General features: G+C 62.8%; 22 protein-coding genes. 16 read left to right on the top strand and 6 right to left on the bottom strand.

Going from position 1 to position 25,563, the window contains the following annotated elements; all coding sequences use genetic code 11:
- Positions 1–43: 43 nt before the first annotated feature.
- Complete coding sequence (locus X760_RS58615; RefSeq protein WP_023719981.1) at positions 44–994, bottom strand: AEC family transporter; 951 nt, start codon at positions 992–994, stop codon at positions 44–46.
- A gap of 149 nt (positions 995–1,143) precedes the next feature.
- On the opposite strand from X760_RS58615, the gene X760_RS58610 reads away from it, so the two are divergent.
- Both X760_RS58610 and X760_RS58605 read left to right on the top strand, forming a co-directional pair.
- Positions 1,144–4,155 carry a caspase domain-containing protein gene (locus X760_RS58610; protein WP_023719980.1) on the top strand — a complete coding sequence of 1,004 codons (3,012 nt, stop codon included), beginning with the start codon at positions 1,144–1,146 and terminating at the stop codon, positions 4,153–4,155.
- Positions 4,156–4,260: 105 nt separating this feature from the next.
- Positions 4,261–4,809, top strand: a complete 549-nt coding sequence (locus tag X760_RS58605) for a histidine phosphatase family protein (protein ID WP_023719979.1) — start codon at positions 4,261–4,263, stop codon at positions 4,807–4,809.
- A gap of 216 nt (positions 4,810–5,025) precedes the next feature.
- Here the strand turns inward: X760_RS58605 and X760_RS58600 are convergent, their stop codons facing one another.
- A complete protein-coding gene (locus tag X760_RS58600) occupies positions 5,026–6,186 on the bottom strand; it encodes an epoxide hydrolase family protein (RefSeq protein ID WP_036245003.1) in 1,161 nt (386 codons plus the stop codon).
- A gap of 711 nt (positions 6,187–6,897) precedes the next feature.
- Between X760_RS58600 and X760_RS58595 the strand changes: the two genes are divergently transcribed.
- The 5 genes from X760_RS58595 to X760_RS58575 all read left to right on the top strand — a co-directional run bounded on the left by X760_RS58595 (position 6,898) and on the right by X760_RS58575 (position 11,862).
- Positions 6,898–7,182: an acyl carrier protein gene (locus tag X760_RS58595; protein WP_023719977.1), complete on the top strand. Its 285-nt coding sequence runs from the start codon at positions 6,898–6,900 to the stop codon at positions 7,180–7,182.
- A 38-nt stretch (positions 7,183–7,220) separates the two neighbouring features.
- On the top strand, positions 7,221–8,408 hold the full coding sequence (locus X760_RS58590; RefSeq protein ID WP_023719976.1) for a beta-ketoacyl-ACP synthase: 1,188 nt from the start codon (positions 7,221–7,223) through the stop codon (positions 8,406–8,408).
- A 74-nt stretch (positions 8,409–8,482) separates the two neighbouring features.
- A complete protein-coding gene (locus X760_RS58585) occupies positions 8,483–9,754 on the top strand; it encodes a beta-ketoacyl-ACP synthase (protein ID WP_023719975.1) in 1,272 nt (423 codons plus the stop codon).
- Between the two features lie 84 nt (positions 9,755–9,838).
- On the top strand, positions 9,839–10,867 hold the full coding sequence (locus X760_RS58580) for a zinc-binding dehydrogenase (protein WP_023719974.1): 1,029 nt from the start codon (positions 9,839–9,841) through the stop codon (positions 10,865–10,867).
- Between the two features lie 2 nt (positions 10,868–10,869).
- Complete coding sequence (locus X760_RS58575) at positions 10,870–11,862, top strand: lipid A biosynthesis lauroyl acyltransferase (RefSeq protein ID WP_031194290.1); 993 nt, start codon at positions 10,870–10,872, stop codon at positions 11,860–11,862.
- 147 nt (positions 11,863–12,009) lie between these two features.
- Here the strand turns inward: X760_RS58575 and X760_RS58570 are convergent, their stop codons facing one another.
- On the bottom strand, positions 12,010–12,438 hold the full coding sequence (locus X760_RS58570) for a L,D-transpeptidase (RefSeq protein ID WP_023719972.1): 429 nt from the start codon (positions 12,436–12,438) through the stop codon (positions 12,010–12,012).
- 222 nt (positions 12,439–12,660) lie between these two features.
- Between X760_RS58570 and X760_RS58565 the strand changes: the two genes are divergently transcribed.
- The 6 genes from X760_RS58565 (at position 12,661) to X760_RS58540 (ending at position 20,115) form a co-directional block, all read left to right on the top strand.
- Positions 12,661–13,950 carry an acetylornithine deacetylase/succinyl-diaminopimelate desuccinylase family protein gene (locus tag X760_RS58565; protein ID WP_023719971.1) on the top strand — a complete coding sequence of 430 codons (1,290 nt, stop codon included), beginning with the start codon at positions 12,661–12,663 and terminating at the stop codon, positions 13,948–13,950.
- 130 nt (positions 13,951–14,080) lie between these two features.
- Complete coding sequence (locus tag X760_RS58560) at positions 14,081–15,559, top strand: ABC transporter substrate-binding protein (RefSeq protein WP_023719970.1); 1,479 nt, start codon at positions 14,081–14,083, stop codon at positions 15,557–15,559.
- Between the two features lie 255 nt (positions 15,560–15,814).
- Positions 15,815–16,762 carry an ABC transporter permease gene (locus tag X760_RS58555; RefSeq protein ID WP_023719969.1) on the top strand — a complete coding sequence of 316 codons (948 nt, stop codon included), beginning with the start codon at positions 15,815–15,817 and terminating at the stop codon, positions 16,760–16,762.
- On the top strand, positions 16,759–17,628 hold the full coding sequence (locus tag X760_RS58550; protein WP_023719968.1) for an ABC transporter permease: 870 nt from the start codon (positions 16,759–16,761) through the stop codon (positions 17,626–17,628). Before X760_RS58555 ends, X760_RS58550 begins: the two co-directional genes overlap by 4 nt.
- Complete coding sequence (locus X760_RS58545; RefSeq protein ID WP_023719967.1) at positions 17,625–19,247, top strand: dipeptide ABC transporter ATP-binding protein; 1,623 nt, start codon at positions 17,625–17,627, stop codon at positions 19,245–19,247. The genes X760_RS58550 and X760_RS58545 overlap by 4 nt, the downstream gene beginning before the upstream one ends.
- Before the next feature lie 52 nt (positions 19,248–19,299).
- Positions 19,300–20,115 carry a CPBP family intramembrane glutamic endopeptidase gene (locus tag X760_RS58540; protein ID WP_023719966.1) on the top strand — a complete coding sequence of 272 codons (816 nt, stop codon included), beginning with the start codon at positions 19,300–19,302 and terminating at the stop codon, positions 20,113–20,115.
- 822 nt (positions 20,116–20,937) lie between these two features.
- On the opposite strand, the gene X760_RS58535 is transcribed toward X760_RS58540, so the two are convergent.
- Positions 20,938–21,369, bottom strand: a complete 432-nt coding sequence (locus X760_RS58535) for a TerB family tellurite resistance protein (RefSeq protein WP_023719964.1) — start codon at positions 21,367–21,369, stop codon at positions 20,938–20,940.
- Between the two features lie 512 nt (positions 21,370–21,881).
- On the opposite strand from X760_RS58535, the gene X760_RS74905 reads away from it, so the two are divergent.
- From X760_RS74905 to X760_RS58525, 3 genes are all read left to right on the top strand, one after another.
- Positions 21,882–22,052, top strand: a complete 171-nt coding sequence (locus X760_RS74905; RefSeq protein WP_023676480.1) for a hypothetical protein — start codon at positions 21,882–21,884, stop codon at positions 22,050–22,052.
- Between the two features lie 109 nt (positions 22,053–22,161).
- Positions 22,162–22,989 (top strand): AraC family transcriptional regulator, encoded by an 828-nt coding sequence (locus X760_RS58530; RefSeq protein ID WP_031194284.1) that lies wholly within the window; start codon positions 22,162–22,164, stop codon positions 22,987–22,989.
- Between the two features lie 73 nt (positions 22,990–23,062).
- Positions 23,063–23,485: a VOC family protein gene (locus tag X760_RS58525; RefSeq protein ID WP_023719962.1), complete on the top strand. Its 423-nt coding sequence runs from the start codon at positions 23,063–23,065 to the stop codon at positions 23,483–23,485.
- Here the strand turns inward: X760_RS58525 and X760_RS58520 are convergent.
- Positions 23,482–24,900: a cobyric acid synthase gene (locus tag X760_RS58520; RefSeq protein ID WP_023719961.1), complete on the bottom strand. Its 1,419-nt coding sequence runs from the start codon at positions 24,898–24,900 to the stop codon at positions 23,482–23,484. The genes X760_RS58525 and X760_RS58520 overlap by 4 nt on opposite strands.
- 1 nt (position 24,901) lies before the next feature.
- Positions 24,902–25,516, bottom strand: coding sequence for a dimethylsulfonioproprionate lyase family protein (locus X760_RS58515; RefSeq protein ID WP_023719960.1), 615 nt, complete (start codon positions 25,514–25,516; stop codon positions 24,902–24,904).
- Positions 25,517–25,563 lie beyond the last annotated feature (47 nt).

The raw sequence follows: 25,563 nt of genomic DNA, 5'->3' as shown, positions 1-25,563 counted from the left end.
TAGGGTTTAGGCCAGCCAAAGCGAGAGCGATCCCGCCGGGCTCCTATCCAAAAATATGGACGACCACTGTCAGCCAAAACGCAGTGGTCACGACCGCACTGGCGGTGGCGATGGTCATCTGGTTCGATGCCAGCGCCTGGCCGGTGTTGAACTGCACGGCAATGAGATAGGAATTGATGCCGGACGGCAACGCCGCAACCATGACCGCCACTTTGGCGGTCAATGGCGGCAGGCCGATCAGCCAGACCAGGCAAAGAACCAGTGCTGGCATCAGGAACAGTTTCAGCGCCGACAGCGCCAGCGCCGGGCGGACATTGCCGGAAATACCGAAATGGCGCAGGCTTAGCCCCATGGCAAACAGCGCCACCGGGGCGGCCGTGCCGGCCAGCGCGTCGCTCAACCGCGTCGCAAGCGCTGGCAGCGGCGTACCGGTGAAGCGCCACGCGAGCCCGGCCAGTATGCCGATGATCAGCGGGTTGATGAATACCCTCCTGAGAAAGCTCGTGATGACGCGGAGCGGATGCACAGGCTCGCTGCCGCCGCGGCCGAACATTTCGAACAGGATGATCGAGGCCATCATCATCACCGGCAGGTGAATGGAAACCAGCAGCGACAGCACTTCGAACCCGGCCGGGCCGAACACGCCGATGATGAAGGGAGCACCGAGCAGGACGACATTGGAATAGGACGACGACACGCCGCCGACGACGCCGGCGCGTGCGTCTCGTCCGAAGATGCGCGTAATGACCAGATGGCCGGCAGCCCAGGTAAGCGCCACCGCTGCGAAATAGGCGCCCCACAGCGACCACGGCGCCACGCCGTGGAAATCCGCCTTTATCATGGTCTGGAACAGCAAAAGCGGCATTGCCACGTTGATGGCGAATTCGGATACGCCCTCGCCGCTCGCCGGCTTCAAATAGCCGGTCAACCCGGCAAGATAGCCGAGCCCGACGAGACTGAAGACGAAGAGGACGGTTTCGGTAAGCGGAGACATTTTTGCCGTGATAGGCGAGCCCTGATCGCGGCGCAATCGCCCTTCCCTCGCGAATGTACCAGCCAACAATCCGGCCGCTCGGATCTTGCCCGAATTTGCTCATGGTTGGATGGCAGCGCTATACAGGGTTGTCGGGGGACACGCGGCGAATGGGCCTTGTCGGAAATCAGCACTTCTTCAAGCAGGCGTGGCTGACGGCTTTCGTCGCCGCCCTGCTCTGTCTCGTGGTGACCTCGACTCATGCCGCGGAGCCAGCAAGCCTCAAGGGCGTGGCGCTGATCGTCGGCCAGTCGAAATACCGGCACATAACGGCTCTTCCCAACCCCGCCAACGACGCCCGCGACATCGCCAAGTTGCTGACCGATCTCGGCTTCGACGCGCGCAGCGTCACCGACCGCGACGCGGCAAAGCTGAAGCGTGATCTCGAGCGTTTCGCCGAGGATGCCGAGGACGCCGACGTCGCCTTGATCTACTATTCCGGCCACGGCATCGAGGCCGGCGGCGAAAACTATCTGGTGCCGGTCGACGCCGACGTTTCTTCATTGAAGGACGCCGATCAGGCCCTGGTGCCGATCTCCGCCGTCATGGACGAATTGAAGACGACCGTGCCGGTAACGATCATGCTGCTCGATGCCTGCCGCACCAACCCGTTTCCGGCGGACGCGGTGCTGCGCCGGACGCCCACGGCCTCGGCCTCGCCGATCGGCGCCGGCGGACTGGAGCCGGTGCGCGGCGCCAAGGCACTGGCGGACGCGACCGCGACGGAAAATCTGGGAACGGTGATCGGCTTTGCCGCCGAGCCGGGGCGGCCGGCACTCGACGGTATCGTCGGCGAAAACAGCCCCTACGCAGCGGCACTTCTGCGCCATCTCGCGGCGATGAAGGGCACGGAGTTCGGCTCGGTCATGCGCATGGTGACCGAGGAGGTCTATCTCGACACCAAGGCAAAGCAGCGGCCATGGGTCAATGAAAGCCTGCGCCGGCTGCTCTATTTCGGCGTAGCACCGCAGGAACCGACCGGCGACGACGGGCTGATCACCGGCGAGCGGCGGCAATTGCTGCTGACGATTGCCGAGTTGCCGGACCCCAAGCGGGCACAGGTGGAACTGGCCTCGCTGCAGGACGGCGTGCCGCTCGACGCGCTTTATGGCGTGCTGAAGGCGCTCGGCACCGAAAAGATGCCGGAAGACCCCACCGACCTGCAAAAGCTGCTCGACGCCCAGGCCGAGCGCCTGAAGAAGATGATTTCCGAGCGCGACGCGCTGCGCACCGACGACCCCGAGATAAGCCGCCTCGTCGCCTCGGCCGACAAGGCCATAGGCCAGGGCGCCATCGTCACCGCGCGCAACTTCCTCGACCAAGCGGTGGGCCGGGTCGAGCAGGCCAGCGGCGCCGTCGACCAGGCGGAGGAATTGGTCAGGCAAAAACGTCTTGCCGACGCGGCGATTTATACCAGGCGCGCCGACGCTTCGGCGCTGGTCTTCGACTATCTGTCGGCCGCCAACGATTACGGCAAGGCCTTCTCGCTGGTCGAGAAATGGGACGACAGACTGCGCTGGAACTACAAGAACCAGGAGGCGGAAGCGCTGAATGCCCATGGCAATGCCACCGGCGACAGGCAAGCGCTGCAGCGCGCCATCGACGCCTACCGCGTCATCCTGAATTTCATCCCCAATGGCGAGCAGAACCGCGACTGGGCGATCACCCGCAACAACATGGCGGTGGTGCTGCAGACGATCGGCGAGCGCGAGCGCGAAACCGACCGGCTGGAAGAGGCAGCGAAGATCTTTCGCGATTCGCTTGTCGTGTTCGAGCGCGAGAAGGACGACCTCAACTGGGCCGCCGCCCAGAACAACCTGGCCAATGTGCTGCTTAAGATCGGCGAGCGCGAGAGCGACCCGAAACGCCTGAACGAGGCGGTGGTGGCGATGCGCGCCACGCTGGAGAAGCGTCCGCGGGACAAAGTCCCGCTGGACTGGGCCGCCTCGCAAAACAATCTCGGCCTTGCGCTTTATGCGCTTTCGGAACGGGAACCGAATGGCGAGCGCCTGACCGAGGCCGAGACTGCCTACCGGCTGGCGCTTGAAGAGTACACGCGCGAAAAAGCACCCGTTCAGTGGGCGATGCTTCAGAACAATCTGGGCAACACGCTGGTGTCTCTCGGCACGCAACGCAACGACAAGGCGAAAATCGACGAAGCGGCCGATGCCTTTCGCGCTGCGCTCAAGATCCGCACCCGCGCCACCTTTCCGGTCTCCTGGGCGACCAGCCGCCTTAATCTCGGCAACGCGCTGAGCAGTGCTGCTCGTTTCGATCTCGGCACCGGCCTGCTCGAAGAGGCGGCTGCCGCCTACGGCGATGCGCTGACCATCTTCACCCGCCAGCGCTTTCCGATGGATTGGGCTTCCGCTGAGAACAATCTCGGCTCGATCTACCAGACGCTCGGCCAGCGCACCCGCGATGCTGCCAGGCTTGAGCAATCGGCCGCCGCATACCGGGCGGCACGGCGCGTCTATACCAAGAAGGGCTTTCCGCTCGACTGGGCGATGACCCACTATAATCTCGGCAACACGCTGCAACTGCTCGGCGGCGTGACCGACAAGCCGGTGCACTACGAAGACGCGATCGAGGCCTATCGCGATGCACTGCGCGAATACAAGCGCGAGACGACGCCGCGGCAATGGGCGCTGGCGCAGGCCGGCCTCGGCTCGGCGCTGCAATGGCTGAGCATGAGCGAGGCCGATCCCGGCAAACTGGCCGCTTCTATCGCCGCGCGCCGGGCGGCGCTACAGGTGCTGACCTTCGAGACCTCCCCCGTCGATTGGGCAAACGCGCAGAACGGCATCGGCATGAGCCTGATCAATCTCGGCAATCTCGAACGGACCGGCAGATATCTGGACGACGCCGAAGCCGCCTTCGAGGCGACGCTCAAGGTCTTCACCCGCGAAGGCCAGCCGATGCAATGGGCCTTCGAGCAGAACAATCTCGGCGACGTCCACTGGAACCGCGGCAGCTATGGTGGCGGCAATGCCGAATACCAAAAGGCGATCGAATTCTTCGAGAACGCCAAGCAAGGCTTTACCGAAGCCGGCTACACACTCCCCATCCCGCTGACCGACCGCAAGATCGATCTGGTGAAGAAGCAGATAGCGAAGAAATAGGCGTCTCGGCCGCAGGTTGCACTCGGCTTGTCTTTCAGCCGGCTTTGCCGTCCCTATATGCCGGTCACCGGGGACCTGCCTGCCGGTCACCCGAAAGGATGTCTGATGCTTCGATTTGTGCTGGCGCTGCTGTTGCTTGCCGTTTCCGCCACAGCCCATGCGACGGAAGCCGGCTGGGCGCTGCTCCGCGACGGCGGGCATGTGGTCCTGCTTCGCCATGCCATGGTCACCGGCACCACCGATGCGGCCAATTTCGACCTCGGCAAATGCGCGACCCAGGTCAATCTCTCTGAGCGCGGCAAGCAACAGGCGCGCAAGATCGGCGCGCTGTTTGGCGCCCGCGCCGCACCGGTCGAGCGCGTGCTGTCCAGCCGCTATTGCCGCTGCCTCGAGACCGCCCGCATCGCTTTCGAAAGCGAGCCGGAGCCGTTCGCACCGCTTGACCTGCTGAAGACCGACGAAAAGGAAAAGGCCGACCAAATTGCCGCGATCCGTGCCGAGATCCGCGGCTATTCCGGCTCCGACAATCTGGTCATGGTCACGCATCTCGAAAACATCCAGGAATTGACCGGGATCTCGCCGCGTGAAGGCGAGGCGGTGGTCGTCGAGCCGCAGGGCGACGGCCTGCGAGTACTCGGCCGCGTCACTTTCTGACTGCGCCGGAGCCGGTTGAAGCGTTCGCTAGTAGTGAAATCTAGCGTTTGGTACCTTAAGCGGAATACCGGTTCCGACCCGCGATGAGGTCTTGATCGAGTCCAAGGTCGACATTGACCCTTAGTCAGGACCAACGAGCGCTTTCAACGAAAGCGAATGCGATGGTACGTCTCATTAGGCCTTCCGAGCCGTGACAACGGGCGAGGTTTTCGTCCTCTACTTTGCCGGCCGGAGCCTCAGCGGCCGAAAAAAGGCCCGGATGTCCTCGACCAGGAGTTCGGGTTGCTCAATCGCCGCGAAATGTCCTCCTTTCGGCATGTCGGTCCAGCGCTCGACACGGAAGACTCGTTCGACCCAGGAGCGAGGTGGCATAGGGAGCTCTCGGGGGAAGACTGCAACGCCGAGGGGCGGTGTTATTCGCTCCCTTGGCCCGAAGATCAGGGGGCAGAGCCGGTTCTCTTTGTAAATCCGGAGCGAGGCCTCGATCGTGTTACCGAACCAGTAGAGCGAGATGTCGGTAAGCAGCGTGTCTAGAGGGATGGCGCGTTCGAGTTCGCCTTCGCAGTCGCTCCAACTGCGGAACTTCTCGGCAATCCATGCGGCTAGCCCGATTGGGGAATCTGTCAGTGCAAAGGCTAGCGTCTGGGGCTTGGTCCCCTGCAGAAAAGCGTAGGCCCCCTCCGTCGCGACGAAATTCGCCGCACTGTCGAGGAATGCCTTCTCCTCCGGCGTGACAGGTGGGTCGCCGCGACCGAGGGTCGGGCGGAAACTGCCCGGAATGTAATTCAGGTGCAATCCGATAAGGTCCTCCGGGTAAAGCTGAGCGAGCCAGGTCGAGACGCCGGCGCCGATGTCGCCACCTTGTGCGGCGAAGCGATCATATCCCAGTTCGCGCATCAGCCCCCGCCACAGCTTCGCGACATGCTTTGAGCTAACGCCGGCTTGACGCGGCGGGGACGAGAAGCCGAAACCCGGAAGCGACGGTGCGACGACATCGAAGGCGTCATCGGCATCCCCGCCGTATTTGGCAGGTTCCGTGAGCAGCGGAATGACATGCTCGAACTCGGCGAAGGAGCCGGGCCAGCCATGAGTGAGGATCAACGGCAAGGGCGATGACCCCTTTCCTTTCTGGTGAACGAAATGGATGTCGCACCCGTCTATCGTGACCCTAAACTGAGGCAACAGGTTCAGACGTTTTTCGTGATCGCGCCACCTGAAATCGTATTCCCAGTAACGTGAAAGCTTTCTGAGGAAATCAACGTCAGTACCGTCCTCCCATCCGTATGCGAAGATCGACGACGGCCATCTTGTCGCTTGGATACGACGCTGGAGGTACTCGATCTGTTCATCCGGGATGTGGATGTGGAAGGAATGCATGACCACGGGTGTTGCTCCGATCAGCGGCGAAGAATTGTCCCATCAAGGCACAGAACGAAGGAAAACTCACTGAGCGACCGCTTTGTCCGCTACTTGCTCGTTCCCATCTACGAGACGAAGGTAACATTCCACCGTTGGTGGCAATTCGTTCAAGTTACCCGGCGTCAGATTTTCACCGCTACCAGCCAAGCGTCGACATGGAGCTTCCATCCCTCGATCATGTCCGCGAACGCGTCCTCCGTCAGTTCGGACAGATACGATGCTCCTGCCGGGCTCAGGCAGTGAACGCATAGGTAATCGACGCCTCCGTGCCTCCGTTAGTGGTCGGTCGGCAGGCCACCTCGACAATCCGACACGCGAATCCGGCGTAACGCGAACATAGCGGATGCGGTGCGCCAGCCGCCCACCCATGCTCATGTCGTCATGCTTAGCCAAGGCCTTGAGCACCTTCACCAATCGTTTTTCCAGGCGCACCCGGTCTGCACGCGTTCTATGGTCATAGATCTTCGTGGTACATTGGTACACGCAATGACCAGAGATGGGACGGTTTCGGCATATCGCCGGGAGGAGTTGCCAGCGACCCCTATTGCTCTGCCAGAACAGCAATCCCAGTTGCCGCCGGCGCATCAGGCCTTTTCCTGCCCGGAAAAACCGATTAGACAGCCCAAAACACATGCGGACAGATTCCGCCCGCAATCGAAGGAAAAGCCCTTGTCCACCACGTTCGACAAAGTCGCCAAGATTATCGCCGACACCAGCGAGATCGACATCGAGACGATCACGCCCGAAAGCCACACCATCGACGATCTCGGCATCGACAGCCTCGACTTCCTCGACATCGTCTTTGCCATCGACAAGGAATTCGGCATCAAGGTGCCGCTGGAAAAGTGGACGCAGGAGGTCAATGACGGCAAGGCGTCGACCGACGACTATTTCGTCATGAAGAACCTGTGCGCCAAGATCGACGCGCTCGTCGCCGCCAAGAACGCCACGTAAGCACAGCGCTTGACGCGCCTTCACCCGAACAGCCGCCCATGAACCCCCACGACGTCGTCATATCAGGCATCGGCCTAGTCTCGTCGCTGGGCGAGGGTCCGGATGCGCATTGGCAAAAGCTCGTCCAGCCGCGCCTTGAGCCGGTTCTGGAGGCCTCGCGCTTCTCGCCCTATACAGTCCACCCGCTGCCGGAGGTCGACTGGAACCTGCAGATCTCCAAGCGTGGCGACCAGCGGCAGATGGAGACCTGGCAGAGGCTCGGCACCTATGCGGCCGGCCTTGCGCTCGATGATGCCGGCATCAAGGGCAATGACGAACTCTGCGCGACCATGGACATGGTGGTGGCCGCCGGCGGCGGCGAGCGCGACGAAGCGGTCGACGCGGCCATTCTCGCGGCATCGGAAAGCCGCAATGACCGCGACGTGCTGCTCAACGAGAAGCTGACCACGGAATTGCGCCCGACGCTGTTTCTGGCACAGCTTTCCAACCTGCTCGCCGGCAACATCTCGATTGTCCACAAGGTGACGGGGTCGTCGCGCACCTTCATGGGCGAGGAAGGTGCGGGCGTCGCCGCCGTCGAGACCGCGGCCGCGCGCATCCGTTCCGGTCAGTCGACGCATATACTGGTCGGCGGCGCTTTCCAGACCGAACATTCCGACATGCTGCTCGGCTATGAACTGGCCGGCTACCTGCATCGCGGTCCGTGGCGGCCGGTCTGGCAGAGGCAAGGTGCCGAGGGCGGCGGCGTGGTGACCGGATCCGGCGGCGCGTTTCTCGTCCTGGAGCAGCGCGAGCACGCGACAAGCCGTGGCCGGAAGATCTATGCGGAACTTGGCCCGGTCCTGTCCGGTCGCGCCAGGCGCCGGCGGGGCGAACTCGATGGAGAGATCGCCATGCTGCTGAAGCAAGCCGCATTGCCGGACGGCGAGTTGCTGGCGATCTCCGGCGCTTCGGGCGCCCATGCCGCGACCGCCGCCGAGAAATCGGCGCTCGAGGCCAATCCGGCGATCGCCGCACGCGGCTTTGCGACGCTCACCGGCCACATGAAGGAAGCGCAGTTCCCCTTCGCCGTCGCGCTGGCGGCCCTGGCTGTCGACCGCGAGGCCGCCTACCCTGTCTTCGACGCCACAGTCGAAAAACCGTTTGCCGGCGTCCCGAAGACCGTCCTTGCAACGGCGATCGGCTATCACCAATTCGAGGGCATGGCGCTGATCAAAGCCGCCTAGAGCATCGGACCGAAAACGTGACGCGGTTTTCGGGCGATCCGATGCTCCAAGAGAAACAGGTTTTTGGACAACAAATGGCCAATCTGAACGACCACATGGGCAGGCCGATCGTCGCCGTCACCGGCATCGGCGTGGTGACCTCGCTCGGTGTCGGCAAGGCCGATAATTGGGCGGCGCTGACATCCGGCAAGTCCGGCATCCATCCGATCACCCGCTTCCCGGTCGATCATCTCAACACCCGCATCTCCGGCATGGTCGATTTCCTGCCGTCGAGTTCCAAGGGCGCCAGTCTCCTCACCTATGAGCTTGCCGAAACCGCGGCCCAGGAAGCGATGTCTGAGGCAGGCCTCGATGCCGGCGATTTCGGCGGACCGCTTTTCCTCGCTTCGCCGCCGGTCGAACTCGACTGGAGCGAGCGCTTTTCGCTCTACAATTCCGACACGCACGATACCGGTGCAGAGAGGCTCCTGCGGGTGGCGCGCGGCCTGAGGGAACTCGACATTTTCGAGACCACCCAGTTCGGTTCGATCGCCGACCGGCTTGCCGATCGTTTCGGCACGCGCGGCCTGCCGATCACGCTGTCGACCGCCTGCGCCTCGGGCGCCACGGCGATCCAGCTCGGCGTCGAGGCGATCCGCCGCGGCGAATGCGACCGGGCGCTGTCGATCGGCGCCGACGGATCGGCAACCGCGGAGGCGCTGATCCGCTTCTCGCTTCTGTCGGCGCTCTCCACCCATAACGACATCCCCGAAAAGGCATCCAAGCCGTTCTCCAAGGATCGCGACGGCTTCGTGCTGGCCGAAGGCTCGGGCGCCCTTGTGCTGGAATCGCTGGAGGCAGCACTTGCCCGCGGCGCCACCATTCTCGGCATATTGCGCGGCTGCGGCGAAAAGGCCGACGACTTCCATCGCACCCGCTCCAAGCCGGACGGTTCGCCGGCGATCGCGGCGGTGCGCGCCGCCCTTGCCGATGCCGGCCTGAGCGAGGACGGGATCGATTATGTCAACGCCCATGGCACCTCGACGCCCGAAAACGACAAGATGGAGCATTTGTCGCTGTCGACGGTGTTCGGCGAGCGTATCTCGTCAATGCCGGTCTCGTCGAACAAGTCGATGATCGGCCATACCCTATCGGCAGCCGGTGCCGTCGAGGCTGCATTTTCGCTGATGACGATGCGCGAAAGCGTCATTCCGCCGACCATCAACTACGACAATCCCGACCCGGCGATCGTGCTCGACGTGGTGCCGAACACCAAGCGCAACGCCGAGGTCGGCACGGTCCTGTCGAACTCCTTCGGCTTCGGCGGCCAGAACACCTGCCTTGTCATGGCGCGGGAACCGGTCTAAGCGACCGTTCCGCTCTAGCACTGTTGTCGTGCGCATGGTCCTTTCCGAAACGGTTCTCGGGTCATGCGCAACCTGGGATCTGGCATGCGCGCATTGCAACTTATCGAGGATCGCCGGCTTGAAACGGTGGACCTGTCACCACCGCCGCCGCCTTCGCTCGGCGAGGTGACGCTGCGCATCAAGGCCGTGGCGCTGAACCACATCGACGTCTGGGGCTGGCGCGGCATGGCTTTTGCCAAGCGCAAGCTGCCGCTGGTCGTCGGCGCCGAGGCTTCCGGCGAGGTCGAGGCGGTCGGCCCCGGCGTTTCCAGCCTTGTGCCCGGGCAATTGGTGTCGATCTATGGAGCCCGCACCTGCGGTCTTTGCCGCGCCTGCCGCGAAGGCCGCGACAATCTCTGCGAGCATGTTTCGGGCGTGCACGGCTTCCATCTCGACGGCTTTGCGCAGGAAAAGATCAACCTGCCGGCGCGCCTTCTGGTCCCCGCGCCGCCCGGCGTGAGCGAGATCGGCGCGGCGGTGGCGCCGGTTACCTTCGGCACGGTCGAGCATATGCTGTTCGACAATGCCCGGCTGCAGCCCGGCGAGACGATACTGGTCCATGCCGGCGGCTCCGGCATCGGCTCAGCCGCCATTCAGCTGGCCAAGAAGATGGGCTGCACGGTCATCACCACCGTCGGCTCGAACGAAAAGATCGACAAGGCCAAGGCGCTCGGCGCCGACCGCGTCATCAATTACCGCGACGACCGCTTCGAAGGCGTCGTGCGGAAGCTGACGAAGAAGAGGGGCGTTGACGTGGTGTTCGAGCATGTCGGCGCCGACACCTTTGCCGCTTCGATGCTGTGCCTGAAACGCGGCGGACGGCTCGTCACCTGCGGCTCGACCTCCGGCGTGTCGACGCAGATCAATTTGATGCAATTGTTCCAGCAGCAGCTGAAGCTGCTCGGCTCGTTCGGCTGCCGCATGGAAAACATGGCCGACGCCATGCAGAAGATGGCGGCGGGTCTTGTCGTGCCGGTGATCGACACCGAGGTCGGTTTCGACGGCATCGATGCCGCACTGAAGCGCATGGAAGGCCGCGACGTGTTCGGCAAGATCATCCTGCGCGTCGGCTGAGAATGGTCGGCAAGACTTTCAGGAAGATCAGCCGGGACCTGGGATTCCGCCATGGCCGGCGGCTTCGACGGTTCAACTACTGGCTGGTCGCGCGGGTCGCGATGATCGTCATCTCCGCGCTGCGCCTGCTGCCGCCCGACAGGGCGCTCAATTTCGCCGACAGCGCCGCCCGCCACATCGGCCCTTGGGTGCAGCGCCACAAGGTTGCGATCGACAATCTGCGCAAGGCCTATCCGGAAAAGAGCGATACAGAGATCGAGGCGATCGCCTCCGACATGTGGGGCAACATGGCTCGCCTCGCGGCCGAATATATCTTCCTCGATGCTTTGTTCGACTACGATCCTGCTGCGACGAAGCCGGGCCGTGTCGAGGTCAAGGGCGTGGAGCATTTCGTGCGCATCGCCGGCGAGGACAAGCCGAATATCGTCTTCACCGGGCATCTCGGCAATTTCGAGTTGCTGCCGGTGGCTGCTGCCACCTTCGGCATGAACATCACGGCGCTGTTTCGCCCGCCCAACAACCCTTACCTCGCCGACTACATCCTCTCGACCCGCCGCTCGAGCATGGGATCGCTGCTGCCGTCTTCGACCGGCGCCTCGTTCGCGCTTGCGGCTATCCTGGAGAACGGCGGCAATATCGGCGTGCTGGTCGACCAGAAATTCACGGGTGGGCTCGAGACGACATTCTTCGGCCGCCCCTGCGAGAGCAACCGCGTACTAGGCACGCTGGCCCGGCATTACGATTGCGATGTCTACCCGGCGCGCTGCGTGCGCTTGCCGAACAATCGTTTCCGGCTCGAAATCGAGGACAAGCTCACCTTGCCGCGCACCGCAGGCGGCAATGTCGACGTCCCCGCCACCACTCAGCTTCTCAACGATGTGGTCGAGCGCTGGGTGCGCGAAGACCCTGGCCAGTGGATGTGGTTCCACAAGCGCTGGGAGATCAGCAAGCGCAGAAAGCGGCGGCCGTTGAAATTGCGCGACAAAGCCGCCTGAGCGGAAATCATAGCAAACATTTTCCGCTACTGACGTATTTTGTTCTTGCTTTGTGCCGGCAGCTATGCTACTAACTGTATGGTGCTACTTGGCGCCGACGAACCTGCCGCTCCGGCGGGTTTTTTATTTTCGGGCCCAGTGACAGGCCTAATTCGTCACCAGGATCCGCGTGTTGCCGAAGCCGGCTTTGCGCACCATCGAATAGAAGGCCGCGGCGTTGCTGGGGTGGAGGCGCACACAGCCATGCGATGCCGGGCGCCCCAATTGCCGGACGGCACCGGTGCCGTGGATGGCATAGCCGCCGCGGAAGAACACCGAATAGGGCATCGGGGACATATCGTATTTGCGCGAATACCACATCCTGGCCGTCCGCTGCGGACGATAGCTGCCGCGCGGCGTGATGTAGCCTTTGCGGGCGGTGGAAACGCTCCACCGGTAATACGAAAGCCCGTATCTTACCGTCATCGTCTGTGAGGAAATATCAATGTTCGCGACCAGGCTGGCCGCCCGGCCCTCGAACGACGAACCGAACAGCATCGCTACCAATGCTGCTGCCATGAGAACAGTGTTTTTCATGCGATCAAACCCCTTTGATGCCCCTTGCCTGCCTGCCCTCACGCTGTTCTCCAGCATTTTGATGGCAAGCCAGCGAGCTAACACCTACTCCCTGACGATTTCACCAATCCAAAGCAGCGAATTTGAACGATTTCCCGCAATAGTTGCCGTAACGACACGCAATCGCCTCGCAATTCGCCATCGGGCTTGCAAAACCGCCTCATCCGCTGCTCAATTCGCCGAATGAACGAACCGAACGAACGGCTCCTCAAGGCGATCGATGACCGAGCCGATGATCTGGTTGCGCTGGCCGCGGATCTGATCCGCTTTCCGACCATCAACCCGCCCGGCGAAGCCTATCAGCCGTGTGCCGAATTTATCGGCGCGCGGCTGAAGAAGCGCGGTTTTGAGATCGAATTCATCCGTGCCGACGGCACGCCCGGCGACACTGACCGTTATCCGCGCGTCAACGTCGTCGCCCGCTTCGATGGCCGCGCGCCGGGTGCTTGCGTGCACTTCAATTCGCATATCGACGTGGTCGAGCCCGGCGACGGCTGGAGCCTCGATCCGTTCGCCGGCATCGTCAGGGATGGCAAGGTCTATGGCCGCGGTGCCTGCGACATGAAAGGTGGGCTTGCCGCCTCGATCATCGCCGCTGAAGCCTTCATGGAGGTCTTTCCCGATTTTCCCGGCGCCATCGAGATTTCGGGGACGGTCGACGAGGAGTCCGGCGGCTTTGGCGGCGTCGCGCATCTGGCGAAGCTCGGCTATTTCTCCAGGCCGAAGGTCGACCACGTCATCATTCCCGAGCCGCTCAACAAGGACCGCATCTGCCTCGGCCATCGCGGCGTCTGGTGGGCGGAGATCGAGACCAAAGGCGAGATCGCGCACGGCTCGATGCCGTTCCTCGGCGACAATGCGGTACGCCATATGGGCGCCGTGCTGCGGGCCTTCGAGGACGAATTGTTTCCGGCGCTCGACCGCAAAATGACGCGCATGCCGGTCGTGCCCGAAGGCGCAAAACGCTCGACCATGAACATCAACTCGATCCATGGCGGCCAGACGGAGGATTTCCGGCCCGGCCTGCCCTCGCCCAACGTGCCTGATTCCTGCCGGCTGACCATCGACCGCCGTTTCCTGCTCGAAGAGGATCTCGGCACGGTCAAAAGCGAAGTGATCGATATCCTCGAGCGGCTGAAGCGCGAGCGCAAGAAATTCGATTACGAAATCCGCGATCTGATGGAAGTGCTGCCGCTGATGACCGAGCGCGACGCACCGGTGGTGAAGGCGGTCGCGCAAGGCATCATGGAGATATTCGACCGCGAGCCGGATTACGTGATCTCGCCCGGCACCTACGACCAGAAACACGTCGCCCGCATCGGCCACATCTATGACTGCATCGCTTATGGGCCGGGCATTCTCGACCTTGCCCACCGACCCGACGAATGGGTCGGCATTGCCGATATGTTGGACTCGGCAAAGGTGATGGCCATCGGCCTCGGCGTTCTGCTGAGGGGGGCCGGCCCGCAATGATCCGGCCATGGGCGGAAAAACATTCCTCCCGGCGGCGGCGGACGGTACGAAACGCAATTTACTCGGCGGCGAATTCACGCTTCTATCCGCCGGGTTTCAGCACGTGTTTTAGCATATGGGGAGTTGCACGATGAAATTGTGGAAAACCATTCTGGCCGCAGCGGCGCTGGCGTTGGCCGCCGGAACCTCGGCGATGGCCGCGCGAACTGACCTGGTCATCGGCATTCCGCTCGAACCCCCGCATCTCGATCCGACCGCGGGTGCCGCGGCTGCGATCGACGAGGTGCTCTACGCCAATGTCTTCGAGGGCCTGACCCGCATCGGACCGAACGGCGAAGTGCTGCCCGATCTCGCCGAAGGCTGGAGCATTTCCGACGACGGCAAGGTCTACACTTTCAAGCTGCATACAGGCGTGAAATTCCATGACGGCAGCGACTTCAACGCCGACGACGTGAAATTCTCGCTCGATCGTGCCCGCGCCGACAATTCCGTCAACGCGCAAAAGGGCCTGTTCGCCGCCATCGGCAAGGTCGAGGTCGTCGATCCCGCGACGGTGACGGTCACGCTGAAGAACCCGCAAGGCTCGTTCCTTTACAATATGGGCTGGGGCGACGCGGTGATCGTCGCGCCTGAGACAGCCGACACCAACAAGGAAAAACCGATCGGCACCGGCCCGTTCAAGTTCCAGAACTGGGCCAAGGGCTCATCGATCACGCTGGTCAAGTCGGACAATTACTGGGGCGCCCCGGTGTTCCTCGACAAGGCCGAGTTCCGCATCGTTCCGGACGCCGCCGCCGCCGTTCCGGCGCTGCTTTCCGGCGACATCCAGGCCTTTCCGTTCTTCGATCCTGACAGTGTCGCCCAGGTCAAGGACGACCCGCGCTTCAAGGTGGTGATCGGCTCGACCGAGGGCGAAACCATCCTGTCGATCAACAACAAGAAGCCGCCCTTCGACAAGCTGCAGGTCAGGCAGGCGATTTCCTTTGCGCTCGATCGCAAGGCGATCATCGACGGCGCCTCGGCCGGCCTCGGCGTGCCGATCGGCTCGCACATGTCGCCCGCCAGCAAGGCCTATGTCGACCTCACCGGCCTCTATCCGCACAATGTGGACAAGGCCAAGGAGTTGCTGAAGGAAGCCGGCCTGGAGAATGGCTTCAAGGCGACGCTGAAGCTGCCGCCGCCCTCCTATGCGCGGCTTGGTGGCGAGATCATCGCCTCCGAGCTTCGCGAAATCGGCATCGACCTCGAGATCATCCCTGTCGAATGGGCGCAGTGGCTTGATCAGGTCTTCACCAAGAAGGATTACGACCTGACCATCGTTTCCCACACCGAGCCCAACGACATCGATATCTATTCGCGCAAGGACTATTACTTCAACTACGACAATCCGGCCTTCGACAAGATCATCGACGAGCTGAACCTTACCTCCGACGAGGCCAAGCGCATGACGCTGCTCGGCGAGGCGCAGAAGGTTCTGGCCGATGACGCCGTGGTCGGCTTCCTCTACGAATTGCCGAAGGTCGGCGTCTGGGACGCCAAACTGCAGGGCCTATGGGAAAACGCCCCCATCCAGGCCAACGACCTGACCAAGGTGAAGTGGACGGATTGAGCCGCTGACAGAAGGGCGAAAGTTGCACTCCGTCACACCCCCCTCTGTCCTGCCGGACATCTCCCCCTCAAGGGGGGAGATCGAGCCCTCATCGCCGCTTTCGCTAACCACTAGCGTTGCAAGGACAGTGTCAGCGTGGAAACTGCCAATCTCCCCCCTTGAGGGGGAGATGTCCGGCAGGACAGAGGGGGGTGGGCGGGAACGCAAGCTTCGCCCGGTTTTTGCGTCCGGCAACACAGCGGTTCCTCAACGTCCATGACCGCCTACCTCCTCAAGCGCCTCGCCATCGCCGTCGTCACGCTGGTTCTGGCCTCGATGGTGGTCTTTGCCGTGCTGGAGATCATTCCCGGCGACCCGGCACGGCTGATGCTTGGCCTGAACGCCAGCGCCGACCAGATCGAATTGCTGCGCAGTCAGATGGGCCTCAACGCTCCCGTCGTGCTGCGCTATCTGCATTGGGCCGGCGGCTTGCTGAGCCTCGATTTCGGCCGTTCCTACACCTATTCGGTGCCGGTCATCGATCTGGTCCGCGAGCGCCTCGTCGTCTCGCTGCCGCTGGCGCTGATGGCGCTGGCGCTGTCCACCGTCATTGCCATCCCGGTCGGGCTGTTCTCCGCCAGCCGGCGCGGCCGGGCCGGCGACACGATCGCGATGGGCGCCGCCCAGCTTGGCGTTGCCGTGCCCAATTTCTGGTTTGCGCTGATGCTGATCTATCTGTTCGCCGTCTGGCTGCGGCTGGTGCCTGGCGGCGGTTTTCCCGGCTGGAGCGCCGGCGTCTGGCCGGCGCTGAAATCGCTGCTCCTGCCGGCGGTCGCCCTCGCTCTGCCGCAGGCGGCTATCCTTGCCCGGGTCACCCGCTCGGCGCTGATCGAAGTGCTGAACGAGGACTACATCCGAACCGCCCGCGCTAAGGGCCTGCCCTATCGCCTTGTCTTGTGGCGGCATGCGCTGCGCAACGCCATGATCCCGGTGGTCACCATTTTAGGCCTGCAATTCGCCTTCCTGCTTGCCGGCACCATCATCATCGAAAACGTCTTCTATTTGCCCGGCCTCGGGCGGCTGGTGTTCCAGGCGATCAACCAGCGTGACCTGATCGTGGTCGAGAGCGTCGTCATGCTGCTGGTCGCCGCTGTCATCGTCGTCAATTTCGTTGTCGATCTCTCCTATGCGGTGGTCGATCCGCGCCTGAGAGGCCGGCAATGACGCTGCATATCGACATCCCCGACGAGAACCTTGCCGGCATCCTGGCCAGGGCGTTTCGAAACCGTTCGTTCCTCGCCGGCTTCGTCATCACCGCGCTGGTGGCTGCGGTCGCGATCCTCTCCTTCTTCTGGACGCCTTACGATGTCACCAGGCTGGTCATTTCCGACAAGACCCAGGCGCCATCGCTGGCGCACTGGTTCGGCACCGACCATTTCGGTCGCGACATCCTGTCGATGATCATGGTCGGCGCCCGCAACTCGATCGCCGTGGCGCTGGTGGCGGTCGGCATCGGCATGGGCATCGGCGTGCCGCTCGGCGCCTTTGCCGCGGCGCGCGGCGGCATCGCCGACGACGTGCTGATGCGGCTGAACGACCTGGTCTTCGCCTTTCCGGCGCTGCTTTCGGCAATCATGATCACCGCCATCTTCGGGCCGGGCGCGTTCAACGCCATCATCGCCATCGGCATCTTCAACGTCCCGGTGTTCGCGCGCGTCGCCCGGGCCGGCGCCCTGGCGATCTGGCCGCGCGAATTCATCCTCGCCGCCCGCGCCGCCGGCAAAAGCAGGACGCTGATCAGCATCGAACATGTGCTGCCCAACATCGCCACGCTGCTGCTGGTGCAAGGCACCATCCAGTTCGCGCTGGGCATACTGGCCGAAGCCGGGCTTTCCTACGTCGGGCTGGGCACCCAGCCGCCGATGCCGAGCTGGGGCCGCATGCTGTTCGACGCCCAGACCCGCATGGTGGTGGCGCCGTGGATGGCGATCTTTCCGGGCATGGCGATCGTCATCACCGTGCTTGGCCTGAACCTGCTTGGCGACGGCATTGCCGACATTCTCGACCCGAAGTCGCGGCGGCAGCGATGAGCCTGCTCGAAATCGAGAAGCTGTCGCTGACCATCGGCGGCACGCCCATCCTCAGGGACGTCGAGCTATCCGTCGCGCCCGGCGAAGTCATGGGGCTGGTCGGCGAATCCGGCTCCGGCAAGTCGATGACGGCGCTCACCGTGATGCAGCTCTTGCCCTGGGCGGCACGCGCCACGGGACGCGTTACCTTCGACGGCATCGATATTCTGGCGGCGAGCGAGGACCAGATGTGCGCGCTGCGCGGCGACGACATCGGCATGGTGTTCCAGGAGCCGATGACGGCGCTCAATCCGGTCAAGACCATCGGCGAGCAGGTCGCCGAAGGTATTCGCTGGCACACCAGGGCGAGCCGCGCGGACGCCGAGCAACGGGCGCGAAAAATGCTCGACCGGGTCGGCTTGCCGGCGGCGCAGTTCCCGCTGTCGCGTTATCCGCATGAGCTGTCCGGAGGCCAGCGCCAGCGCGTCGTCATCGCCATCGCCTGCGCGCTGAAGCCCAAGCTGCTGATCGCCGACGAACCGACGACCGCACTCGACGTGGTGCTGCAGGCGCAGATCCTCGACCTGCTGCGCGACCTCGTAGCGGAAAACCGCATGGGTCTTCTGCTCATCTCGCACGACCTCGCAGTGGTGACCGAGATGGCGGACCGCATCACCATCCTGCGCCATGGCGAGGTGATGGAGGCCGGCGATACCGCGCGCACGCTATCCGAACAGCTTCACCCCTACACGCGCCAACTGGCGCAGGCCTCGATGCATTTGCCGGCGCGAGCCCGCACGCATGACAGCGGATCAGCCAAACCGCTGCTTCAGGTAGCGAACGTAACGCGGGACTATCCCGGACGGCGCATATCGCTGTTGAAACCGGCAGCTCCCATCCGCGCCGTCGACGATGTCTCCTTCTCGATGGCGCCCGGCCAGTCGGTGGCGCTCGTGGGGCGCTCCGGCTGCGGCAAGTCGACGCTCGCCCGCATGGTCCTGGCGCTGGACAAGCCGACGGCCGGTACGATCCGCTTCCGTGGCGACACCCTCACCGGCAAGAGCGAGGCGGAGCTGAAGCCGGCGCGGCGCGACATGCAGGTCGTGTTCCAGGACCCGTATGGTTCGTTCGACCCACGCCAGAAGGTCGAGAGATTGGTGGCCGAGCCGCTGCATGTGCTGGAGAAGAAGCCGGCGCCCGCCGCGCGGCGCGAGATGGTGGCGCATGCGCTGCACGAGGTCGGCCTGTCGCCTAAAGACATGGACAAATATCCGCACGAGTTTTCGGGCGGCCAGCGTCAGCGCCTGTCGATCGCCCGCGCCATCATCACGCGACCGAAGCTGGTCGTCGCCGACGAGCCGGTCTCGGCGCTCGATGTCTCGATCCGCGCCCAGATCCTCGATCTGTTCGCCGAGCTCAACCAGAAGCTCGGCATCGCCTATCTGTTCATCACCCATGATCTGACCGTCGCCCGCGCCATCACCGACGAAGTGATGGTCATGCATGACGGCAAGATCGTCGAGCGCGGCAGGACGAGCGAAGTGCTCGACCACCCGCAATCCGAAGCCGCCAAGGCGTTGGTCGCCGCCGCTCCCGATTTGCATCGGGCAATTGCGAAACGGCTGCAAGAACAGGGGTGAGCAGCTTCGTGGCACGGCTAATTCGTTGGGCGCACGGGCGGGAGAACGGCTATTGACAGCCAACAGTTCTGAAACGCGCGAAGGGCCTGAGCCTCCTCCACTGGGCCTGGGCGGCTCTGCTGCGCTGTTCGGGGCGGGTGCTCTGCTGCTGTTCCTGGTCACGCGGGTAGCCGTCCCAGCGTTTGTCTCCGCTAGCGGGGCTGAGACTGTGGTGATGTGGTTCTTGGCCGCAAGCATCATCCTTTTTGGCCCCCTGATTCTCACGGCTGCCCTGCTATTGCATCGAGAGCGGCGTCAAGGAAGGCTGGTGCCGTGGGGCGCGCGGCTGTGGCTTCGCACTATGAATGGCGGCGACTGGCTATGGGCTGTTGGAGGGCTGGCGGCTGTCAGCGTGCTGACCGGCGGCATCAGCGCCGCGCTCCGGATGCTGCAAGACGGGAAGACTCTTCATCCCTCGTTCATGGCTTTCGAGCCACTAGGTCCTGGGCGGTACTGGATTCTCGGCGCGTGGCTGCCGTTTTTTGCACTGAACATCGCTGGGGAAGAGTTTGTCTGGCGGGGTGTCGCACTGCCGCGGCAAGAGGTTGCCTTCGGGGGGTGGGCGTGGCTGGTCAACGGGATAATGTGGTTGCTGTTCCACGCTGCCTTCCCCTGGCAAGTCCTGTCGACCCTTGTGCCGATCACGTTGCTGCTGCCCTACATCGTCCAGCGGCGTCGCAGCACATGGGCCGGGATCGTCATCCACGCCGGGGTTCGGAGCGATGGGCTTCCTTGTCCTGGCATTCGGGCTTGCATGAATGCCGCACGAAGTGAAGCGCTTGACGCAACGCGGAGCAAAGCTGCCGGACCAAGGAAACGACGAATCTGAGAATGATGAACGCGACAAACCCGGGCAATTCAAGTCCTGCCAGACAATCTCGAACCCTTACACCGGGGCCAACTTTTGGTATCTCCCGGGGGGCGAGTTCAAGGGAACATCAATTCGCACATATTCCAAACTGAACGCGATAGGATAAACGTCATATGGACTACCTAAAGGAAAATCTCATTGGAAAAGAATTTCGATCCATTAAGTACCAAAACGGCAGTATCATGATCGCATTTGAGAGAGGTTCCCATCGCAGTAAACACCAAAATTTCATGCTCTATCCGAGCATACATGGAGTCTATCAATATTATTGACGTTGTCACCGACTCCCAGTGGGTTTCCATTATATTCTCTGACAGATCTGAGATTCGCATATCAAGAGTAGTTGAGCACGGCCCTTCTCCGGAGAGCTTTGTCTATGATGGCGCGGACAACATAATCATAGTAGACAATGCTATAGAATAAGGTGATTAACTAATTGGCGCCGACGGTGTCAGAATAGTGGATAGTTTAACTTAAAACAAAAGATTGCGGGCGCATACCGGCTGTCGGCCCCGATCCTGACCTCGGCACCTCGTCCTATATCTATGACGGAGTAGCGGAATAGCAGTGACAGTGCACTTTTATCCTGTTCACTGTCCTCTTCGGCGAAGGGTTCGTCAACCAATGATGAAACCGGCCCCGCGCACAGACTCCTGACAGTCCCTTCCGGTAATCTTGAAACGGAGATAGGCGTCGATGCTGCGAGTGGGCAGCAGGATGCAACCATCGGCTCAGACAAAATGACGCTCAGAACGTCAGCAATCGTAGTCAGCCGATGCCTCAGCCTTGCGGCTTTACCACATCGGCAGGGCTGATTTCGAGCAGGTCGAGGGTGCGGCGTAACAGCTGCATCTCGCTCCCGGCAAGTTGCGAATCGGCCTTGGCGATCTCGGCCATATGGCGGGCGAGCAGCTTGCGCCGTTCGATGTCGAGGTCGCGAAACTGAGCGATGGCCTGCGAGCTGTTGGTCTCGTAGCCGAACTCGTTGAGATATTCGATAACGCTGTCGATGCTGGTTTCGGGAATGCCGAAGGCTTCCCGGCAGATACGCCTGAAGGCTGTCATTTCGCTTTCGCTGACCGATCCGTCGGCCAGGATCATGCGGAACAGCATCAGCAGTTCCGCCGACAGCACCGGATCGTCTGCGACCTTGCGCACGCCGGGATCGCCGTCGAAGATCGAGCGTATCTGGTCCAGCAATCCCATCGCCATCAGCCCCTTCCGATTCGTCGGGAAGGTAGCGCGGAATCGGCTTTGCGCAAACGGGGTGCGAAGGGTGGAACTGGGCAATCGCTTCAGGTTTTGAATTCGTCTCCTCACCCCTTTAGGGCGTTGGCGCTGCCCCTCACCTGCCTGCCGGCATCCTCTCCCCGTTTAGTGACGGGGAGAGGGCGCTCTCGTCACCGGTTTCGCCAATCGCAGACGCTGCAAGAAAAGGCGCCGACGTTGCGACCAGCCCTTTCTCCCCGTCACTATACGGGGAGAAATGCCCGGCAGGGCAATGAGGGGCGGCGGCGACATCGACAATTGGTGGTCTCCGCCACAATTTGGAAACTGTCATTCGTCTGAAGCGATTGCCCTTCGTGATCGAACTCGCGGCACCGTTCTGGCCACTCCCATAAAACTGCTGGCCGATCCGGCAAGCCCCGCTGCGCGCGCATTGGTGTGTGACCGCGCGACTGATAGTATGCCGTTGTACGAATCATGTTGAGGAGGGACCGGACATGAATCTCAGTGCGCCTACCCAGCTTATTTTCATCATATCCCTTGTCATCGCCATCATCGGCGTTCTCGCCGCGCTTGGCGTTCTTGCGTTTATCCCTTTGAATGCCGCGTGGATTGTCGTCATCGCCTACATCGTGCTGGCCGCCGGCTGCCTGATGCGCGGCGCTTAAACACGTCCAGACAATTCAGAATCTCAGGCAACTCGGAGCGCCCGGCCAAAAGCCGGGCGCTTTTGATTCTGCAGGATGGTCTGTTAGAATTCCTGGACGAGGGAAGCACATGCCCGCCAGCGAAGACGGCAGCCGCCACGACGGCCCAGGGCTCGATCGGTTCGAGATGGTGCGGCGCGCGCCCAGTCATCGGCTTCAAGGCGCCGTCACCGACATGTGCGGCTTTCGCGAAACCATGCCAGGCCATTTCCGCGTCATCGAATATGCCTCGCTGACCGTGCCGCTGGTCATCAGCTTTGCCGAACCCTTTGCCATCGGGCTCGGCAGGGACCCCGGCGACAATGACCGCTTCGCCAGTTTTGCCGCCGGCCTCTACGCCGGGCCGGTGGTGATCGAATCCTTCGGCGGCGCCTGTTGTGTGCAGATCAATTTCACCCCGCTCGGCGCTCGTCGCTTCTTCGGCCGGCCGATGAGCGAACTGACCGATCGCATGGTCGGCCTGGATGACGTGCTCGGCGTTGGAGGCGTCGCGCTTCGCGAAAGGCTTGGCAATGCGCCGGATTGGAGCTCACGCTTTGCCATCGCCGAGGCCTTCGTCGCCGACCGGTTGGCAACCACAGACGGCACTCAAGCCGAAATTGTCTGGGCCTATGAGACGATCGTCTCGACGAGTGGTCGGACCCGCATCTCGACGCTGGCCGAAAAGCTTGGCTGGAGCCGCAAGCATCTCGCCGGAAAATTTTCGGACGCGGTCGGCGTTGGACCCAAGACGCTCTCGCGCATCGTCCGCTTCAACCACGCGCTTTGCCTGTCGAGAAAGGCCAACAGCGATTGGGCCGACATCGCCGCCGACTGCGGCTATGCCGACCAGGCGCATCTGGTGCGCGAGTTTCGCGACCTCGCAGGCGTCACGCCGACGACTGTCGCCGTGAGGTAACATTTCTTCAAGACGCGCGACCGGCCTTCGCCCAGACTGGGTTGATCGACCAACACAGCGAAGGAGATCAGCCATGCCGAACACCACCGAAGCACCGCGGCTTTACCCGGCGCTGCGCTACAGAAATGCCGGCAAAATGATCGACTGGTTGTGCGAGGCCTTCGGCTTCAGCGTCCGCACCCGCTATGGCGAAGGCGACGTGGTGCACCATGCCGAACTCGCATTCGGCTCCTCGATCATCATGCTCGGCACGGCCCGCGACGATGCCTATGGAAAGATGGTCGGCGCGCCCGGCTCGGGCGGCGGCAAGTCGATCTATGTCGCGGTCGCTGACGCCGACGCGGCATACGCTCGGGCAAAAACCGCCGGCGCCGAGATTCTGGAAGAGCTCACCGATCGCGACTATGGCAGCCGCGAATTCATCTGCCGCGATCCGGAAGGCAATGTCTGGTCGTTCGGCACCTACTGGCCGAAGGCTGACGAAGCCGCCAGCTAACGCGCCAGCCCGAAAATCGCGTCGCAGTCGAGGTGGGTTTCCAGTTCGGCTGCGATCTCGTCCAGTGCCCGTTCGACCTCGGCGCGGTAGTCGATGCCGCCGCCCTTGACGCCGAGGCTTTCGAGGAATTTCGCCCGGAAGGCGTCGGCGGAAAACAGCCCGTGCATGTAGGTGCCTGACACCTTGCCGTCGGCGGAGATGGCGCCGTCATCGACGCCGTTGATAACGGCGGATGGCCGCAGCGTGTCCGGACCGGTGGTGCGGCCGAGATGGATTTCATAGCCCTCGAGCGGCAGATCGAACGGCACCGAGCGCGCGCTGACATTGCGCACTGTCTTTTCCGGCTCCATCACCGTTTCGACGTTGAGCAGGCCGAGGCCTTGCGTCTCGGTAACGCTGCCCTCGATGCCGTCTGGATCGCGCACGCTATGGCCGAGCATCTGGAAGCCGCCGCAAATGCCGACGATGTGGCCACCGCGTTTCCTGTGCGCGGCAAGGTCGCGGTCCCAGCCGTTCTCGCGGAATTTCACGAGATCGCCGATCGTCGACTTCGAGCCGGGAATGACCACCAGACCCGCATCCTGCGGCCAGCGCTGGCCAGGCGGCACGAACACCACCTCGACCTGCGGTTCGGCCTTGAGCGGGTCGAGGTCGTCGAAATTGGCGATGCGCGAGAGCATCGGCACGGCGATCTTCAGCGCGCGCTTCTCGCCGGACGCCAGCCGATCGAGCACGACGGAATCCTCCGACGGCAGCCGCGCCGCCGCCTTCAGCCACGGCACGACGCCAAAACAGCGCCAGCCGGTGAACTTTTCGATCGCCTCGATGCCGTCATCGAACAGCGAGACATCGCCACGGAACTTATTGATGAGATAGCCGACGATCATTCGCCGATCCTCGTCCGGCAGGATCAGATGGGTGCCGGCGATCGAGGCGATGACGCCGCCGCGATCGATATCGCCGACCAGGATCACCGGCACGCCGGCGCGCGTCGCAAAGCCCATATTGGCAATGTCACGGCTCCTGAGATTGATCTCGGCCGGCGAGCCGGCGCCCTCGACAATGACCAGATCGGCGCCCTCGCCGACCTTTGCCCAAGAGTCCAGCACCGCATCCATAAGCCGGCCCTTCAGCGCCTGGTAGTCGCGCGCCCGCGCCTCGCCGAACACCTTGCCCTGCACGACGACTTGAGCGCCGACATCGGTCTGCGGCTTGAGCAGCACCGGGTTCATGTGGATGGTGGGCGGCACGCCGCAGGCGATCGCCTGCAGCCATTGGGCGCGGCCGATCTCACCGCCACCTGAAACGCCTGGAATATCGGCGACAGCCGCGTTGTTCGACATGTTCTGCGGCTTGAACGGCCNCGTCTTGCCGACATCCGAACCCGTGCCCTGCAGCATGATCGCCTTGGCCATATCAGTCCCTGCCCTGCGCAACGGTTCCGGTGATCGTCGACTTGGCTGCCAGTGGCCCGCCGCGCCAGAGATAGAGCGCCATCAGTGGCTCCTTGCCGGTGCGCATGGCGTGGCTGACGTCAGAGGCATGGTGGATCACCTCGCCCGCCGCTCGAAGGCGAAAACCGCCATCGCCCATGCGCCATTCGGTGCCGCCGGTAAGCGGGACGTAGATCTCCTCCGCGACATGGTGGTGATCGGGGTAGACGATGTCGGGCCCAAGGATCAGCAGGCCGGCCGCGACCTCTTCATTGACGAAATGACCGCGCGTGCCGAATACCTCCAGCCAGCCGTAGTTGTCGATGAATGTCTTGCCGAAATCCGCCTCGCTGTAGGTCTGGCCCCAGTGCAGATCGCCGCGACGCTCCGCAACCAGCCGAACCAGCGGCTTGGCCGCAGCGGGAGCGAGTTCGACGATACGGTCGAGCAGGACGAGACAAGGCAGTGCATGCGGTTCGAGCGGCCGGCTTGGCATGTCCCAGCCGATTCGGGCCACGGCGTCGCGCACCAGCGCATCATCGAACGTCTGGAGATAGGCATGGAAGCGTCCAAGCAGTTCGTCGAAATTTGTCGTCACACTTTGCTCCAAAGCGCATTCGCACACAGCGGCTGCGCAGACGGTCG

Origin of the sequence: Mesorhizobium sp. LSHC420B00 (assembly GCF_000503055.1) — a bacterium.
Classification (GTDB): Bacteria; Pseudomonadota; Alphaproteobacteria; order Rhizobiales; family Rhizobiaceae; genus Mesorhizobium.
Note: the sequence above shows the minus strand (reverse complement) of the source record. Positions and strands in the feature narration are given on the sequence as shown.

Excerpts from the sequence above, each read along its gene's own strand:
- X760_RS58615 (WP_023719981.1), bottom strand. The coding sequence starts at position 994 with ATGTCTCCGCTTACCGAAACCGTCCTCTTCGTCTTCAGTCTCGTCGGG.
- X760_RS58610 (WP_023719980.1), top strand. The coding sequence starts at position 1,144 with ATGGGCCTTGTCGGAAATCAGCACTTCTTCAAGCAGGCGTGGCTGACG.
- X760_RS58605 (WP_023719979.1), top strand. The coding sequence starts at position 4,261 with ATGCTTCGATTTGTGCTGGCGCTGCTGTTGCTTGCCGTTTCCGCCACA.
- X760_RS58600 (WP_036245003.1), bottom strand. The coding sequence starts at position 6,186 with ATGCATTCCTTCCACATCCACATCCCGGATGAACAGATCGAGTACCTC.
- X760_RS58590 (WP_023719976.1), top strand. The coding sequence starts at position 7,221 with ATGAACCCCCACGACGTCGTCATATCAGGCATCGGCCTAGTCTCGTCG.
- X760_RS58585 (WP_023719975.1), top strand. The coding sequence starts at position 8,483 with ATGGCCAATCTGAACGACCACATGGGCAGGCCGATCGTCGCCGTCACC.
- X760_RS58580 (WP_023719974.1), top strand. The coding sequence starts at position 9,839 with ATGCGCGCATTGCAACTTATCGAGGATCGCCGGCTTGAAACGGTGGAC.
- X760_RS58575 (WP_031194290.1), top strand. The coding sequence starts at position 10,870 with ATGGTCGGCAAGACTTTCAGGAAGATCAGCCGGGACCTGGGATTCCGC.
- X760_RS58570 (WP_023719972.1), bottom strand. The coding sequence starts at position 12,438 with ATGAAAAACACTGTTCTCATGGCAGCAGCATTGGTAGCGATGCTGTTC.
- X760_RS58565 (WP_023719971.1), top strand. The coding sequence starts at position 12,661 with ATGAACGAACCGAACGAACGGCTCCTCAAGGCGATCGATGACCGAGCC.
- X760_RS58560 (WP_023719970.1), top strand. The coding sequence starts at position 14,081 with ATGAAATTGTGGAAAACCATTCTGGCCGCAGCGGCGCTGGCGTTGGCC.
- X760_RS58555 (WP_023719969.1), top strand. The coding sequence starts at position 15,815 with ATGACCGCCTACCTCCTCAAGCGCCTCGCCATCGCCGTCGTCACGCTG.
- X760_RS58550 (WP_023719968.1), top strand. The coding sequence starts at position 16,759 with ATGACGCTGCATATCGACATCCCCGACGAGAACCTTGCCGGCATCCTG.
- X760_RS58545 (WP_023719967.1), top strand. The coding sequence starts at position 17,625 with ATGAGCCTGCTCGAAATCGAGAAGCTGTCGCTGACCATCGGCGGCACG.
- X760_RS58535 (WP_023719964.1), bottom strand. The coding sequence starts at position 21,369 with ATGGCGATGGGATTGCTGGACCAGATACGCTCGATCTTCGACGGCGAT.
- X760_RS74905 (WP_023676480.1), top strand. The coding sequence starts at position 21,882 with ATGAATCTCAGTGCGCCTACCCAGCTTATTTTCATCATATCCCTTGTC.
- X760_RS58530 (WP_031194284.1), top strand. The coding sequence starts at position 22,162 with ATGCCCGCCAGCGAAGACGGCAGCCGCCACGACGGCCCAGGGCTCGAT.
- X760_RS58525 (WP_023719962.1), top strand. The coding sequence starts at position 23,063 with ATGCCGAACACCACCGAAGCACCGCGGCTTTACCCGGCGCTGCGCTAC.